Below are 15,550 nucleotides of genomic sequence, written 5' to 3' on the forward strand. Positions count from 1 at the left end.
GCCCACGGGCTCAGCGGTGGCGCGGCGGCGGGGGAGGGATCGTCCCGAGGTCCGGGGCCGGTTCGGGCCACACCAGCAGCACCGGGCAGGGCGCGTGGTCGACGGCGAACCGGACGGCCGGGCCCAGGCTGCGCGGCCCGAGCCGGGAACGGTCGCCGTCCCGGGCCAGCACCAGCAGGTCGGCCCCGTCGGCGGCGGCCACCACCTCCCGTTCGACGCGCCCCGTCCGCTCCTGACGGGTACACGGCCGCCCCAGCCGCTCGGCCGCCGCGGCGAGGAGTTCCGCCGCCGACCTCCCGCCGAGCGCCTCCAGCCGGCCGCCCGGGTCGTGTTCGGGATGGCCGCGGCCGAGCAGCCCCGCGTACGCGCCGTGCGCCACCCCCGGCACGTCCGGGCCGGTCACGTGCAGCAGCACCACCTCGCAGGTGGGCGGTGCGTGGGTGCGTACGGCGTCCACGCAGGCGGGCCAGGTGCCCTCGACGAGCCAGGCGATCACACGCATCAGGCCGGCCTCCCTCGGCTCACGGAACCCATCAGAGCAACTGCAGGGACCCCCACAGTGCCACCACCGACACGCCCAGCGCCGAGGGCACGGCGATCAGCCCGAGCCGGGTGAACTCCCCGAGGTCCACGTCGTGCTCGTGCTGCTGCACGATCCGCCGCCACAGCAGGGTGGCCAGCGACCCGGCGTAGGTCAGGTTCGGGCCGATGTTCACCCCGAGCAGCACCGCGAGCACCGCGCCGGAACCCTCGGGAGCGGCGAGCGGCAGCAGCACCAGCACCGCGGGCAGGTTGTTGATCAGGTTCGCGAGGACGGCGGCCAGCGCGGCGGTCCCGAGCAGCGCGGGCAGCCCCGTGCCGCCGGGCAGGACGTACCCGAGCGCGTCCGCGAGCCCGTTGTCGACGACCGCGCGCACCACGATGCCCAGCGCCAGCACGAACGCCAGGAACGCCGGGGACGCCGCGCGCACGACCGTGAGGGGAGTCGCCTTCCGGTCCACCAGCGCCCGCCCCGCCAGCACCAGCGCGCCCGCCGCGGCCACCCACGCCGGATCCACCCCGAACGCCGACGCCACCACGAACCCCGCCAGCGTGGCGCCCACGGTCACCAGCGCGAACAGCGGCAGCCGCGGCACCTCACCGGTGTCCCCGCCCACCAGGGCAGCCGCCGTGAGGTCACGGGCGAAGAACCGCCGGAACACCAGGTATTCGGCGCCGATGGCCACCAGCCAGGGCAGTGCCATCAGCGCCGCGAACCGGGTGAAGGTCAGCCCGCTCGCCGCGAAGGCGAGAAGGTTCGTCAGATTGGACACGGGCAGCAGCAGCGACGCCGTGTTCGACAGATGCGTGCAGGCGTACACGTGCGGTTTCGGCCGTACGCCCGTCCGCGTGGCGGTCGCGAAGACGACCGGGGTGAGAAGCACGATCGTGGCGTCCAGGCTGAGCACGGCCGTGATCGCCGACGCGAGCGCGAACACCGCGGCCAGCAGTCGCACGGGACGGCCCTCCGCCCAGCGTGCCATCCACGCCCCGCACGCCTGGAACAGCCCCTCCACGGCGCAGAAGTGGGCGAGTACCAGCACCGCGGCAAGGAACCCCACCACCGGCCCGAGCCGTTCCGCCTCGGCGCGGGCGTGGTCGAGCGAGATCGCCCCCGTGGCGACGGCGATCCCCGCGGCCGGGACGGCCAGCGCCGCCTCCGGCCACCCGAAGGGCCGTACGACGGCCCAGGCGAGCACGGCGACGAGCAGAACAGCCGAGAGGGCCTCGGCGAGCGGGGTGTCCAGGGCGGGTCCTCCGGATCGATCAGGTGGTGCCCGCCCATGAAAACAAACGACCCTGTACGGATTACGAGGAAGGGGTGCCCGCCGCGCCCAGGAGCTCCTCCCAGCCGCCCACGGGAGCCTGGCCCGGCACCAGGGTGCGCAACTTGCGCAGCACCGCCGGGTCCTGCGCCTCCAGCCAGGCCACGAGCTGCTTGAAGGACACGAACCGCACGTCGTCGTACTCCGCCATGCGGCCGATCGCCTCCTCGACGGCGTCCATGTAGATGCCGCCGTTCCAGCGTTCGAAGTGGTTGCCGATGAAGAAGGGGGCGCGGTTGCTCTCGTACGCGCGCCGGAATCCGTTCAGGTAGGTGTCCCGGGCCTGTGCGCGCCAGGCGTCGAACTGGGTGCGGTCGCCGAGGGGGTTTCCGCCGGACTGGTTGAACATCATGTTGTAGTCCATCGACAGCACCTGGAAGGAGTGGCCGGCGAAGGGTATCGACTGCAACGGGAAGTCCCAGATCCGGCCGCCCTGCACCTTGCCCGGCCAGATCTGCAGCCCGCCGGGAGAACTGGCGTCGTACTTCCAGCCGAGCGCGGCCGCGGTGGGCAGCAGATTGGCCTGGCCCTCCAGACAGGGGGTGCGGCCGCCGATCAGTTCCTTGCGGTAGTCGAACGGCAGCGGGTCGAGGTCGGTGAAACCGGTGTTCGTCTTCCACTTGGTGACGAAGTCGACGGCCTGCTCGATCTCGCTGCGCCACTCGGCGGAGGACCAGTTGCGCACGCCGGTCGCGCCGCAGAAGTGCCCGTTGAAGTGGGTGCCGATCTCGTGGCCCTCCAGCCAGGCCGCCCGCACCTGCTGAATCGTGGCGTGGATGTGCCGGTCGGCGAGGTAGCCGATGTCCGACGCGCCGACCGCGTGCTGCGGCGGGCGGTACAGGCTCTTCTTGGACTCCGGCAGGGTGTATATACCGCTCAGGAAGAAGGTCATCTTCGCGCCGTGGTCGGCCGCGACCTTGCGGAACCGGGAGAACAGACTGTTGCTCAGCTCGCCGGCGCCGTCCCAGGAGAACACCACGAACTGCGGGGGCTTCTGGCCCGGCGTCAGCCGGGTCGGCTTCGGCTGGTGAGGCTGCGTGCCGGTGTCGGCGGTGGAGCCGTCGCCGATGGGCTTCACCCGGGCCTGCGTGGTGCCCTTGCCGTACGCCGGATCCTTGCCGTCGACGGACAGCCCGCCGCCGGAGGAGCAGGCGGACAGGGCCCCGAGGGCGCCTGCAGCCGCCCCCGCCGTCAGCACACGCCTGCGTGAGATGCCGCTCATCTTGTTCCCCGATTTCCTCGTCACGGCTCCCTGCGGAGCCTTCTCGCTGTGCGGTCGAGGGGTTCGATGAGGGGACCCTGCGGAAAGATCGCGGCGGCCGGGACGTGTTGCCGTCCTGTGACACTTGTGGCGCGCTCATGACGAACCCCGCTGCCCGGGAGCGGACAGCGGGGTTCTGACGGGGGATCTGGTGGGAGGTGTCGTCCGGTCAGGCGCCGGTTCCGGAGCCGAAGACGGTCAGGAAGACGGAGGAGGAGTTCCCGGACACGGGGACCGCTCCGGCCGTCCACGCCACCTTCAGCGAGTCCCGCTCGTCCGGCGGGGTGACCAGCAGCGCGGCCGGCGTGGCCGTCTTCGCGCCGCTGATCTCCGGGTTGGAGAACGTCAGACCCGCCCAGGCGCTCTGCCCGGACCGGAGCGTGACCGTCACCGGCGAGCCCGACGAACGCTTGGGGTCCGGGCCGAGCTGGGTGCCGGAGGCGTTCACGAAGGCAGCGCCCGGAAAGCCGCGCAGGGTGCAGGTCCGGGCGGACTTGTTGGTGAGCACGACGGGGAAGTTCTCCTGACCGGCGCCCGGGTTGTTGCGGCCCACGGAAGCGCTCAGCTCGGAGGTGTGGCACCGGGCGCTGCTGCTGCCGGTCTTGGTGGCGGTGCCCGACGGCGTGGCCGCCTGCGGGGCGGAGGACGACGTTCCGCCACCCGGTGTCGAGGCGCCGGAGGCGGAGTCGGAGTCGGAGCTTGCGGCCGAGCCGCCCGTGCCCTCGGTCGCCGGACCGGCTGTGCCCGACACCTTCTCGGGTGTGGAGTGGCCGTCCTGGCTGCCGCAGGCGGTCAGGAGGCCCAGGACGGCGACCGCGCCGGCGAGCAGGGCTCCGCGCTGCCGGGACCGGGACCGGGATGAGTAGGCCATGGGGATCGACACTCCTGGATCTTCACGGCACGCGACGGAGGCGTGCCTTCGGCGCCGGGTGCGCCGCCATCACACTCCGATGCGCGGGCCGCCGGAAAAGTTCGGAACTCTCCGGGTTCTCTTCCCCGCCTTGACGGTGATCTCTCCCGCCCGGACGGCCGACCGGTTTCACCGGGCCGGGAAAACGGCGCTCAGGGCGTGATCACGATGCGGACCGGGTTGCCTTCCTTGCTCTCCAGTCGCCGGATGCCTTCGGCGATCTCCTCCAGCGGCAGAACGGCACTGACGGAACGGGAGATGTCGAGACGCCCCAGGGCCACCAGACGGACGAGTTCCTGCAGGTGGGCCTTCCGGTAGCCCAGATGACCCACCAGTGATCACCGGCAGCCGGGACGTCGCCAGGCCGTGCAGCAGGCTCAGATCCGAATGGCAGATCCCGCAGGCCGCGACCTTCACCAGAGCCTCACCGGGTGCCGGTAGCGGCACCGGCACATCCTGTACCGAGAGTTCACCAGTGGCTGCGTCGAAGCGCGCGGCGCGCATGGTTGCCATGACCCGCCTTGTTAAGCATTGCTCAATAGTGCCGTATGCAGGTCTGGACGCCTTACTGAGCACTGTCAAACAAGTCCGGCCGACCGCCGCCGTCCGGCGCGCTGCCTGCCCATAAACTGACCCGCATGTCCTCCGCCCGCCCCCGTCGCCTCGCCCCCGAGGAGCGCCGACAGCAGCTGGTGAAGATCGGGCTGGAGCTACTGGCGGAGCAGCCTCTGGACGCACTGTCCACCGACGAGGTCGCCCGCCGCGCCGGGATCTCCCGGGGACTGCTCTTCCACTACTTCGCCTCCAAACGCGACTACCACCAGGCGGTGGTGCGCGCGGCATGCACCGAACTGCTCGACCGGACCACCCCGCCGCCCGGAGCCGATGCACGGGCCTCCCTGCACGCGATGACCAGCGGCTTCGTGGACTACGTACGGGAACACCGGCAGCTGTACCTGACGCTGGTGCGGGGCGCCTCGGCCGGCGACCCGGCCGTCCAGCGGGTCGTCGACGAGACCCGCCAGGTTCTGGCCGGGCGCGTACTGGAATTCCACCGTCACACCGGTCGCCCCGACCCGCCCAGACTCGCACTGACCGCCCGGGCCTGGACCGCCTTCGCCGAAGAGGCCGTCGTCAACTGGCCCACCGACGAGCCCGACGCGCGCGACGAGCTTCTGGACTACCTGGAGTCCCACCTGCTCAGACTCGTCGGACCGGCGGGCTGAGCGCCTAGCGGCCGTCGCAGGGTCCGGTCGACGGCTCGTTGCCGTCCGCTCTGTCAGGTCACCCGGAGCGAGCGGAGTATGCCGTCGGTCGCGTCCGCGGCACCCTGCTCGCGGACCTGCACGTACACCTGTGGCTGAGCGGAGCCGTCCGCCGGGCCGAGCGCGGACTCGGTCACCGAGCCGCCGTCCGGGCAGGCGTTCCAGGCCCGGATCCGGCCGTGCCACTGGGCGCTCGTGAAGGTGCGGCTGCCCGCGTAGCGGCAGCCGGAGTGGGCGAGGGCGTTCACCCGGGCGGTGACGTCGCCGTGCTCGCTGACCCCGACGAACACGCCGTCGACCGTGGCCGTCAGATCGGACCAGCGCGTCAGGTCGCCGGCGACGGCCAGGCCCGGTTCGTTTCCGGCCGTCAGCCCGAGCGTGTGCGGGTCCCAGCCGGAGTCGCGCAGCTGCAGGGCCCAGCCGGCCGGCACCTGGACGGCGACCCGGCCGGTGGAGTCCTTCACCACCGTCCGGTCGGCGGTGCCGGTCCGCTGGAGCACCAGTGTCACGGTGACGGCCGCGGCCGCGGCGGCGAGCACCGCGGCCACCACCAGCGTCCCGGTGCCGAGCCGGCCCCGGACGGCGTCGAGCCGCTTGGCCGCCCGCGCGCCGGAGGCCGCCGCCAGCCGGTCCAGCTCGTCCGCGAACGCCAGCGCCCCCGGCCAGCGCCGTTCCCGGTCCGGCTCCAGGGCGCGCAGCAGCGCCCGCTGCACGTCCTCGTCGAGGTCCGGCCGCAGCCGCCCGGGCGGTACGACCTTCCCCGGGGGCCCCGGCACGGTCCCGGTGACCAGCTCGTAGCCCACCGCGCCCAGGCTGTAGACGTCGGCCCGGGCGTCGATGCCCGCACCGGGCTCGGCCTGCTCCGGTGGCTGGTAGCCCGCCGAGCCCGCCGCGAGCGTGAGCACCGAGGCCTGCGCGAGGCTCTTGGCCAGCCCCAGGTCGGCCAGGAGCAGGCGCCGCGCGCCGTCGGGGGCGGTGTGCAGCAGCACGTTGGTGGGCTTGATGTCGCGGTGCACGATGCCCGCCTCGTGCAGGGCGGCGGCGCTCCGCGCGGCCAACGAGGTCAGCGTGAGCGCCTGGGGCACCGGCAGCGGGCCGGCCGCCAGCAGGTCGGCGAGGGTGCCGCCGTCGGCGTACTCCATCACGAAGTACGGCCTGCCGTCCGGCAGTTCACCGATGTCGTAGACCTGCACCACCCGGCTGGAGCCGGCCCGGCGCAGCAGCCGCGCCTCGGACAGGAAGCGCTCCCGGACGTCGAGCCGGTGCGCCCAGTTCTCGGCGAGAACCTTCACCGCCACCGGGGCGTCCAGCTCGTCGTCGTGTGCGAGCCAAACGGTGGCGAAGGCGCCGGAGCCCAGGCGTCGTTCGAGGCGGTAGCGGCCGATCCGCTCCAGGGAGTGCATACGACTATCATGCCTGCCCTGAGATCGACTCCAAGGGGGACCCTGACGTGCAGGACGGCGTGACGGCCGAGGATCTCGCCCGGCGTGCCGCGGCGGGCGACCGAGCGGCCCTGGACCGGCTGCTGGCCGAGCTGTGGCCCGAGGTCGTGCGCCGCTGCGGACGCTTTCTGCCCTGCCGGGAGGACGCCGAGGAGGCCGCCCAGGACGTGCTGCTCCAGGTGGCCCGGCACATCTCCGGCTTCGAGGGCCGCAGCCGCTTCAGCACCTGGCTCTACACGGTGGTCGCCAACTGCTGCCGGATGAAGTACCGCGAGCTGAAGCGGCGGGCCGCCGAACAGCCCGCGGTCCTCGAGCCCGCCGAGCACGTCGACCCGCGCACCACCAGCGTCATCGCCGGCTCCCGGATCGATCTGCTGGAGGCCCTGGACCGGCTGGAGCGCGAGCATCCGCACCTGGTCGCGCCCCTGGTCTACCGGGACATCTGCCAGCTGGAGTACGCCGAGGTCGCCGAGCGCATCGGTGTCCCCCTCGGCACCCTCAAGTCCCGCCTGCACGAGGCCCGCAAACAGGTACGGCCCTGGCTGCGGGGCTACTGATCCTCCTCCACCAGCCCCAGCTCCGCCCAGATCGTCTTGCCCTCCGTGGTGTGCCGGCTGCCCCAGCGCTGGGTGAGCTGGGCGACCAGCAGCAGCCCGCGGCCGCCCTCGTCGAAGATCTTGGCGCGCCTGAGGTGCGGGGCGGTGTGGCTGGTGTCGGACACCTCGACGATCAGCGTGGCCGCGTCCTGGATCAGCCGCAGCCGTATGGGGTGGGAGCCGTACCGGATGGCGTTGGTGACCAGCTCGCTCACCACCAGCTCCGCCGTGAACCCGATCTCGCTCAGTGACCAGCGCTCCAGCTGCTCCACCACCTGCTTGCGGATCGGCGCGACCAGCGCCGGATCGGCGGGGATGTCCCAGGTCGTCACCTGGGAGGCGGGCAGTCCTCGCGTGCGGGCCAGCAGCAGCGCCACGTCGTCGGCGGCGCCGGCGGGCGGCAGCAGGGCGTGCAGGATGCGGTCGCAGGTCCCGTCGAGGGAGTCCGTGTACACCCCCAGCGCCTGGAACAGCAGCTGCCGGCCGACGTCCCCGCCGCGTTCCCGGGACAGCATCAGGCCGTCCGTGTACAGGGCGAGGACGGTGCCTTCGGGCAGCCTCACCTCGGCCGACTCGAAGGGCAGACCGCCGTGGCCCAGTGGCGGACCGGCGGGCAGGTCCAGTTGGTGGGGCTCACCGCCGGGCTCCAGCACCACGGGCGGCGGATGCCCGGCGCGGGCCAGGGTGCAGGAGCGCGACACGGGGTCGTAGACGGCGTACAGGCAGGTGGCGCCGACCTCGCCGGGGCTGCCGTCGCTGCCGGACTCCTCCGACAGCCGGACCACCAGGTCGTCCAGGTGGGTGAGCAGTTCGTCCGGGGCCAGGTCGATGTCGGCGAGGGTGCGGACGGCCGTGCGCAGCCGGCCCATGGTGGCCGAGGCCTGCACACCGTGCCCGACGACGTCCCCGACCACCATCGCGACCCGCATGCCGGACAGCGGGATCACGTCGAACCAGTCGCCGCCCACCCCTGCCCGGGCCGCCGGCAGATAACGTGAGCGGGCCTCCAGGGCGGCCGTATGCGGGAGCGTGCGGGGCAGCAGGCTGCGCTGGAGCGCCAGGGCGGTCTCGCGCTCGCGGGAGTAGCGGCGGGCGTTGTCGATGCAGACGGCGGCCCGGGCGGTGATCTCCTCGGCGAGCAGCATGTCGTCGTCGGTGAACGGGTCCTTGCGCCGGTGCCGGGTGAGCACCGCGACGCCGAGGGTCAGCCCGCGCGCCCGGATCGGCACGGACATCGAGGCGTGGATGCCGAACTCCCGCACCCGCTCGCCGCGTGCGGCGCTCCAGGTCAGCCACTCGGTCAGGTCACCGGTGGCCACCGTGGCCCGGATGGTCCGGCCGGCGGTCAGCGAGTCGGCCTGCGGGGAGAACGCCGGGTACACCTCGAGCTGCCCGGGCTCGGCCACCGCTTCCGGAATGCCCCTGAGGACCGACTGGTGGGCGACCCGGCGCAGGTTCAGTGGGGCGGTGAGGCGGGCAGGGGGCTCGCCGCCGTACTCCTGCGGGTCCAGCAGGTCGATGGTGACGAAGTCGGCCAGCGCGGGCACGCACACGTCGGCCAGTTCCTGCGCCGTACGGGTGACGTCCAGGGTGGAGCCGATGCGTACGCTCGCCTCGTTCACGAGCTGCAGCCGCTGCCGGGCCCGGTAGATGTCGGTGACGTCGTGCGCCGCCAGGCACACGCCCTGCACCCGGCCCTCGGCGTCGGTGACCGGCGCCATCCGAGCCAGCCAGGCGTGCGGCCGCTGTTCGCCGCCGGTGCGCAGGTACGTCTGGAGGTCCAGCGGCCGGCCGGTGGTGAGCACCTGGAGCAGGCCCTGCTCCAGCTCCTCGCTCTCCGGCTTGCTGCCGATCTCGGAGAGCCTGAGGCCCCGAACGCGTTCCTCGGGCAGGCCGATCACCTCGGCCATCGCGTCGTTCATCCGGCGCAGCCGCAGCGCGTCGTCGTACACGGCCACCGCGCACGGCGACTGGATCAGGCCCGCCCGGCCGAGCGGATCATCGGGAGCGGCCGCGTCTCGGCCGGTGAGCGGGGTGACCACCAGCCAGTCGCCGCCGTGGCCGTTGCCCGGCGGCCGGCGGTGGGCGAGCAGCCACACGTCGACCGTACGGCCGTCCCGGTGGCGCAATCCGACCGTTCCCTCCCAGCGCGCGCCGACAGGTACGGCGAGGGTCCCGTCGCCGGCCAGCAGAAGGGCCGCAGGGCGGCCCACGACGGCGTCGGCCGGGTGGCCGAGCAGGCGCCGCGCGCCCTCGTTCCACTCCACCAGCGTTCCGTCGTCGTCGATGACAGCCCGGGCCGTCGCCGCTTCGTCGAACGGATAGACCCGGCTCATCGTCGCCGCTCCCAAGGGCACACTCACAGTGAACAGGTGGCACCACTTGCGTTCCAGCCTAGTGCGTCCCGCACGTCCGTGAACCGCAACCTCCGGCGACCGGGTCGGTCGGTCGAACACGGTCAAGGGGGAAATCCGGCCGATGTGCCCCATGGGGCAGGTGCGCGCTTCCGCACCCTTGACGATTCTGTGTGGCGGACCGTCAGAATCTGTTTGTTCACGATCAGTTGTGAGTAATTCTGGGTCCTGATGAGGGAGAGCCGCCATGACGGTCACACGCAGGTCGGTGCTGGTCGCAGCCACGGCGGCGCCCGCCGCCGGAGCGCTCCTGGGCGGCCCGGACGCCGCGGCCGCGCCGGCCTCCGGGGTGTCCGGCGCCGCGGGACGCCGTACCGTCCCGCTGCGGGACGGCTGGCGCTTCGCGCTGGTCGACCCGGGCGGCATCACCGACCCGACCGGCGCCTACGCACAGGCCGCCGAGCCGGGGTACGACGACTCGGCCTGGCGCGAGGTCGCCGCACCCCACGACTGGAGCATCGAGCAGACTCCCACGACGGAGCACGGCACCACCAGCGGCACCGGCTTCTTCCCGGGCGGCCTCGGCTGGTACCGGCTGGCCTTCACCCTGCCGCCCGACTGCGCCGGCAAGCGGATCTCGGTGGAGTTCGACGGCGTCTACATGGACTCCTACGTCTACTGCAACGGCACCGAGGCCGGCCGTCACCCCTACGGCTACACCGGCTTCGCCCTCGACCTCATCGACCTGGTGCACACCGACGGCAGCACCCCGAACGTCCTCGCGGTCAAGGTCCGGAACCAGCTGCCGAGCAGTCGCTGGTACTCGGGCAGTGGCATCTACCGCGAGGCCCGCCTGGTGATCACCGGGCCCGTGCACGTGGCCCGCTGGGGCACGTACGTCACCACACCCGAGGTCGATGCCGAGCGGGCCGTCGTACGGGTCGCGACCACCGTGCTCGACGCCTCCGGCACCGGCGCTGACGTCGAGGTCCGGTCCCGGATCGCCGGCCCCGACGGCCGTACGGTCACCCGTACGTCCACCACGGTCGCCGTCTCCGAGCAGGCCACCGCGACCCACGAACTGACCGTCCCGGAGCCAAGGTTGTGGGACTTCGCGACCCCGGACCACCGGTACACCCTGGAGACCGAACTGCGCGTCGGCGGCAGGACCGTCGACACCTACCGCACCACCTTCGGCATCCGTACCTGTCGCTTCGGCCCGGACGAGGGCTTTTCCCTCAACGGCACCCCCGCCAAGCTCAAGGGTGTCGACCTGCACCACGACCAGGGCGCCCTCGGCGCGGCGATCAGCGTCGACGCCGTGCGCCGGCAGATGACGATCATGAAGTCGATGGGCGTCAACGCCCTCCGCACCTCGCACAACCCGCCCTCGCCGCAGATGATCCAGGTCTGCGAGGAACTGGGCATCGTGCTGATGGTGGAGGCCTTCGACTGCTGGAGGACCGGCAAGACCAGGTACGACTACGGCCGCTTCTTCGACGAGTGGTGCGAGAGGGACGCCGCGGAGATGGTGCTGGCCGCGCGCAACTCGCCCGCCGTCGTCCTGTGGTCCATCGGCAACGAGATACCCGACTCCACCTCGACCGCCGGGCTCGCCATGGCCGACCGGATCATCGCCGCGATCAAGGCGGCCGACGCCACCCGTCCGGTCGTCATCGGCTCGAACAAGTACCACGGTGTGCCCGCGACCGGCTCGGCGGCCGACCGCATGCTCGCCAAGCTCGACGGCCTGGGCCTGAACTACAACACGGCCAAGTCGGTCGACGCCCTGCACGCCAAGTACCCCCACCTGTTCCTCTTCGAGTCCGAGTCCTCCTCGGAGACCTCGACCCGGGGCGCGTACCAGGAGCCGGAACACCTGAACACCGGCGAGAACCACACGCCCGGCAGACGCGACACCTCCTCCTACGACAACAACCTCGCCTCCTGGACGATGAGCGGCGAGTACGGGCACAAGAAGGATCGGGACCGGCGGTGGTTCGCGGGACAGTTCCTGTGGTCGGGCATCGACTACATCGGCGAGCCGACCCCGTACGACGTCTTCCCGGTGAAGGCGTCCTTCTTCGGCGCGGTCGACACGGCCGGCTTCCCCAAGGACATGTACCACCTGTTCAAGAGCCAGTGGACGACCGAGCCGATGGTCCATCTGCTGCCGATGACCTGGAACCACGAGGAGGGCGAGACGGTCGAGGTCTGGGCGTACGCCAACGTGTCCTCCGTGGAGCTGTTCCTCAACGGAAAGTCCCTGGGGGTCAGGGAGTTCGACGTCAAGAAGACCACCGACGGCCGCACCTACCTGGAGACCACCGAGGCCACCGGTGACGACAAGACCTTCACCGACGGCCCCTACCCGGGCAGTTACACCAGCCCCAACGGCAGCGCGGGAAAACTGCACCTGACCTGGAAAGTGCCGTACGCGCCCGGTGAGTTGAAGGCGGTGGCCCGGCGGGACGGCAGGGTGGTCGCCACCGACGTGCTGCGCACCGCCGGTGTCCCGCGCGCCGTGCGCCTGACCGCCGACCGTGCCTCCCTCGCCGCCGACGGCCGTTCCCTGCTCTTCGTGACCGCCGACGTCGTGGACGCCCACGGTGTGATCGTGCCCGACGCCGAGCACCTGGTCGCCTTCGACGTGACCGGCGGCTCGCTGGCCGGTCTCGACAACGGCCGCGAGGAGAGCGCCGAGCGCTACCAGGCCAGTACGCGCACCGCCTTCCACGGCAAGGCCCTTGCCATCGTCCGGTCCGGCAGCGAGCCCGGCACTCTCAAGGTCACGGCACGGGCGGACGGCCTGCGCAGGGGCACGGTGAGCGTGCGCACGACGCCGGCCCGCAGCGCCACCACCGTCGCACCCCAGTTCGGGCCCGACCACCCGGCGGCCCCCGACTACCCGCGCGCGGACGCCGGCTACTCCGGTCGCGAGGACACCCTGCCCGCCGCGATGCTGGACGGCGACCCGGCCACCGGCTGGTCCAACGCCTTCGCCAAGTCGGCCACGGCCCTGCTGCCCGCCTTCAACGGGGCCCGGGCGAAGGACTGGGTGTCGGTCGACTTCGGCCGCACACGGAGCGTCGACCGGGTGACGGTCTCCTTCACGGTCGACGCCACGCACGCACGGCCCGCGGGCGTCGAGGCGGCGGTGTGGGACGGCCACGGGTACGTTCCGGTGACGGGTGCGCAGGTCGACTGGGCCACCGCCTCGGACAGCCCGACGGTGATCACCTTCGACGCGGTGCGCGGCTCGCGGGTGCGCCTCATGCTCACCAGCGCCTACCCGGGCGAGGCCGGGGGAGCGGTGCGCATCAGCCGGCTGGACGTCTGAGACGCGGTCGGGTCCGGACGGGGAGGCCGTGGACAGGCTTCCCCGTCCGGACCGTTGACGGACTGTCATACCTGGAACAAGCATGGTGCGCGTCCGCATCTGGGAGCGCTCCCACCGGGGCGCCACCCGCACCTCCCCCGAGGAGCCCAGACGTGAAACGACGCAGAACCGCCCTGCTGTCCCTCACCGCCCTGCTGGCGGCGGCCCTCACCGCGCTGCCCGCCGCTCCGGCCGGTGCCGACGAGGTCGAACAGGTCAGGAACGGCACCTTCGACACCACCACCGAGCCGTGGTGGACCACCCCCGACGTCACCGCGGGCCTGTCCGACGGGCGGCTGTGCGCCGACGTGCCGGGCGGCACCGCCGACCGCTGGGACGCCGCCGTCGGGCAGAACGACATCACGCTGGTGAAGGGGGAGTCGTACCGCTTCTCCTTCAAGGCTTCCGGTGTGCCCGAAGGACATGTGGTGCGGGCGATCGTCGGGCTGCAGACGGCGCCGTACGACACCTGGTACGAGGTCAGCCCGCAGCTGAGCGCCTCCGGTGACTCCTACGCGTACACCTTCACCTCACCCGTCGACAGCAGCCAGGCGCAGGTCGCCTTCCAGGCCGGCGGTGCCGCGGACGCCTGGCGGCTCTGCCTGGACGACGTGTCGCTGCTGGGCGGGGTCCCGCCGGAGGTGTACCAGCCCGACACCGGGCCCCGGGTCCGCGTCAACCAGGTGGCCTACCTGCCCGCCGGGCCGAAGAACGCCACTCTCGTCACCGGCGCCGGCACCCGGCTGCCCTGGCAGCTGAGGAACGCCGACGGCAGGACGGTCGCCCACGGCTGGACCGTACCCCGCGGCTCCGACGTCTCCTCCGGACAGAACGTCCACTCGATCGACTTCGGTGCCTTCCACGGCCGCGGCAAGGACTTCACGCTGGTCGCCGACGGAGAGACGAGCCGCCCGTTCGCCATCGGGACCGGCGCCTACGAGCAACTGCGCCTCGACTCGCTGAAGTACTACTACACCCAGCGCAGCGGCATCGCGATCCGCGACGATCTCCGCCCGGGCTACGGCAGGCCGGCAGGCCATCTGAACGCCGCGCCCAACCAGGGCGACGCGCAGGTCCCCTGCCAAGCGGGGCGGTGCGCCTACACCCTGGACGTGACGGGCGGCTGGTACGACGCCGGCGATCACGGCAAGTACATCGTCAACGGCGGCATCTCCACGTGGGAGCTGCTGAGCACCTACGAGCGCTCCCTGCACGCCCGCACCGGGCAGCCCGGGCGGCTCGGCGACGGCAGCCTGGCCCTTCCCGAGAGCGGCAACAAGGTGCCGGACGTCCTCGACGAGGCCCGCTGGGAGCTGGAGTTCCTGCTGAAGATGCAGGTCCCGGAGGGGCAGCCGCTCGCCGGGATGGCGCACAGCAAGGTGCACGACGCCCAGTGGACCGGACTGCCCCTGCTGCCGAGCGACGACCCGCAGCCGCGGGAGCTGCACGCCCCGACCACCCAGGCCACCCTCAACCTGGCGGCGACGGCCGCGCAGGCGGCCCGCCTGTACCGGCCCTACGACCGGGCGTTCGCGGCGAAGGCGCTCACGGCTGCCCGCACGGCCTGGCGGGCCGCCCTGGCGCACCCGGAGACGTACCCCGACCCGAACGACGGCACAGGCGGCGGCGCCTACCCCGACGACAACGCGTCCGACGAGTTCTACTGGGCGGCGGCGGAGCTGTATCTCACCACCGGGGAACAGGAGTTCGCGCACCACGTCCTGACGTCACCCGTCCACACCGCGGGCATCTTCGGCCCCCTCGGCTTCGACTGGGGCCGCACGGCGGCGGCCGGCCGACTCGACCTCGCCACCGTACCGAACGCGCTGCCGGGCCGGGACGAGGTGCGCCGGTCGGTGATCAGGGCCGCCGACAGCTACCTGGCCACCGCGGCGTCCCAGCCGTACGGCATGCCGTACGCACCCGACGGCAACCTCTACGACTGGGGTTCCAACGCCCAGGTCCTCAACAACGCGCACGTCATCGCCACCGCCTACGACCTCACCGGTGCGGCGAGATACCGGGACGGCGCGCTGGGGAGCATGGACTACATCCTCGGCCGCAACGCGCTGAACATCTCGTACGTGACGGGATACGGCGAGGTCGCCTCCCACCGGCAGCACAGCCGCTGGTACGCCCGCGAACTCGACCCGAACCTCCCGGACCCGCCGCGGGGCACCCTCGCCGGAGGCCCGAACTCGAGCATCCAGGACCCGTACGCACAGAGCAGACTCAAGGGCTGCACGGGCCAGTTCTGCTACGTCGACGACATCCAGTCCTGGTCGACCGACGAAACGGCCGTCAACTGGAACGCGGCGCTGGCCTGGATGGCCTCGTTCGTGGCGGACCAGGGCTAGGGCGAGGGAGTTTCCCCCGGATCACGCGGTCACTTGCGGTATCCGAGGATGGTCATCATGCCGCTCTCGGAGTGGTACTGGTTGTGGCAGTGGAGCATCCAGAGGCCGGGGTTGTCGGCGT

12 protein-coding genes and 1 pseudogene are annotated in these 15,550 nt (G+C 72.2%); 4 read left to right on the forward strand and 9 right to left on the reverse strand.

Features of this window, described 5'->3' with window-relative positions:
• Positions 1 to 10 precede the first annotated feature (10 nt).
• From ABZ471_RS30135 to ABZ471_RS30160, 6 genes and pseudogenes are all read right to left on the reverse strand, one after another.
• Positions 11 to 502: a universal stress protein gene (locus ABZ471_RS30135; RefSeq protein ID WP_359070754.1), complete on the reverse strand. Its 492-nt coding sequence runs from the start codon at positions 500 to 502 to the stop codon at positions 11 to 13.
• A gap of 31 nt (positions 503 to 533) precedes the next feature.
• Positions 534 to 1,787 carry an SLC13 family permease gene (locus ABZ471_RS30140; RefSeq protein ID WP_359070771.1) on the reverse strand — a complete coding sequence of 418 codons (1,254 nt, stop codon included), beginning with the start codon at positions 1,785 to 1,787 and terminating at the stop codon, positions 534 to 536.
• A 61-nt stretch (positions 1,788 to 1,848) separates the two neighbouring features.
• On the reverse strand, positions 1,849 to 3,087 hold the full coding sequence (locus ABZ471_RS30145; protein ID WP_359070755.1) for a hypothetical protein: 1,239 nt from the start codon (positions 3,085 to 3,087) through the stop codon (positions 1,849 to 1,851).
• A gap of 208 nt (positions 3,088 to 3,295) precedes the next feature.
• Positions 3,296 to 3,997, reverse strand: a complete 702-nt coding sequence (locus ABZ471_RS30150) for a DUF4232 domain-containing protein (RefSeq protein WP_359070757.1) — start codon at positions 3,995 to 3,997, stop codon at positions 3,296 to 3,298.
• Between the two features lie 191 nt (positions 3,998 to 4,188).
• Positions 4,189 to 4,368: a hypothetical protein gene (locus tag ABZ471_RS30155; RefSeq protein ID WP_359070774.1), complete on the reverse strand. Its 180-nt coding sequence runs from the start codon at positions 4,366 to 4,368 to the stop codon at positions 4,189 to 4,191.
• Positions 4,369 to 4,414: 46 nt separating this feature from the next.
• Positions 4,415 to 4,549, reverse strand: a pseudogene (locus tag ABZ471_RS30160) (zinc-binding dehydrogenase); the annotation flags it as partial.
• 125 nt (positions 4,550 to 4,674) lie between these two features.
• Between ABZ471_RS30160 and ABZ471_RS30165 the strand changes: the two are divergent.
• Positions 4,675 to 5,262: a TetR/AcrR family transcriptional regulator gene (locus ABZ471_RS30165; protein ID WP_359070758.1), complete on the forward strand. Its 588-nt coding sequence runs from the start codon at positions 4,675 to 4,677 to the stop codon at positions 5,260 to 5,262.
• A 53-nt stretch (positions 5,263 to 5,315) separates the two neighbouring features.
• Here ABZ471_RS30165 and ABZ471_RS30170 read toward each other — a convergent pair whose 3' ends face one another.
• Positions 5,316 to 6,704, reverse strand: a complete 1,389-nt coding sequence (locus tag ABZ471_RS30170) for a serine/threonine-protein kinase (RefSeq protein ID WP_359070759.1) — start codon at positions 6,702 to 6,704, stop codon at positions 5,316 to 5,318.
• A gap of 47 nt (positions 6,705 to 6,751) precedes the next feature.
• Between ABZ471_RS30170 and ABZ471_RS30175 the strand changes: the two genes are divergently transcribed.
• Positions 6,752 to 7,300 (forward strand): sigma-70 family RNA polymerase sigma factor, encoded by a 549-nt coding sequence (locus ABZ471_RS30175; protein WP_359070760.1) that lies wholly within the window; start codon positions 6,752 to 6,754, stop codon positions 7,298 to 7,300.
• Here ABZ471_RS30175 and ABZ471_RS30180 read toward each other — a convergent pair.
• Positions 7,294 to 9,675 carry a SpoIIE family protein phosphatase gene (locus tag ABZ471_RS30180; RefSeq protein ID WP_359070762.1) on the reverse strand — a complete coding sequence of 794 codons (2,382 nt, stop codon included), beginning with the start codon at positions 9,673 to 9,675 and terminating at the stop codon, positions 7,294 to 7,296. The two genes, ABZ471_RS30175 and ABZ471_RS30180, sit on opposite strands and share 7 nt — an antisense overlap.
• Positions 9,676 to 9,940: 265 nt before the next feature.
• Here ABZ471_RS30180 and ABZ471_RS30185 point away from each other — a divergent pair, with 265 nt between their 5' ends.
• Positions 9,941 to 13,033: a glycoside hydrolase family 2 TIM barrel-domain containing protein gene (locus ABZ471_RS30185; protein WP_359070764.1), complete on the forward strand. Its 3,093-nt coding sequence runs from the start codon at positions 9,941 to 9,943 to the stop codon at positions 13,031 to 13,033.
• A 152-nt stretch (positions 13,034 to 13,185) separates the two neighbouring features.
• Positions 13,186 to 15,429: a glycoside hydrolase family 9 protein gene (locus tag ABZ471_RS30190; RefSeq protein WP_359070766.1), complete on the forward strand. Its 2,244-nt coding sequence runs from the start codon at positions 13,186 to 13,188 to the stop codon at positions 15,427 to 15,429.
• 29 nt (positions 15,430 to 15,458) lie between these two features.
• Here ABZ471_RS30190 and ABZ471_RS30195 read toward each other — a convergent pair.
• A partial coding sequence (locus tag ABZ471_RS30195) for a multicopper oxidase domain-containing protein (RefSeq protein WP_359070086.1) occupies positions 15,459 to 15,550 on the reverse strand: 92 nt, incomplete at its 5' end.

It is taken from the genome of Streptomyces sp. NPDC005728 (genome assembly GCF_040630895.1).
Classification (GTDB): domain Bacteria; phylum Actinomycetota; class Actinomycetes; order Streptomycetales; family Streptomycetaceae; genus Streptomyces.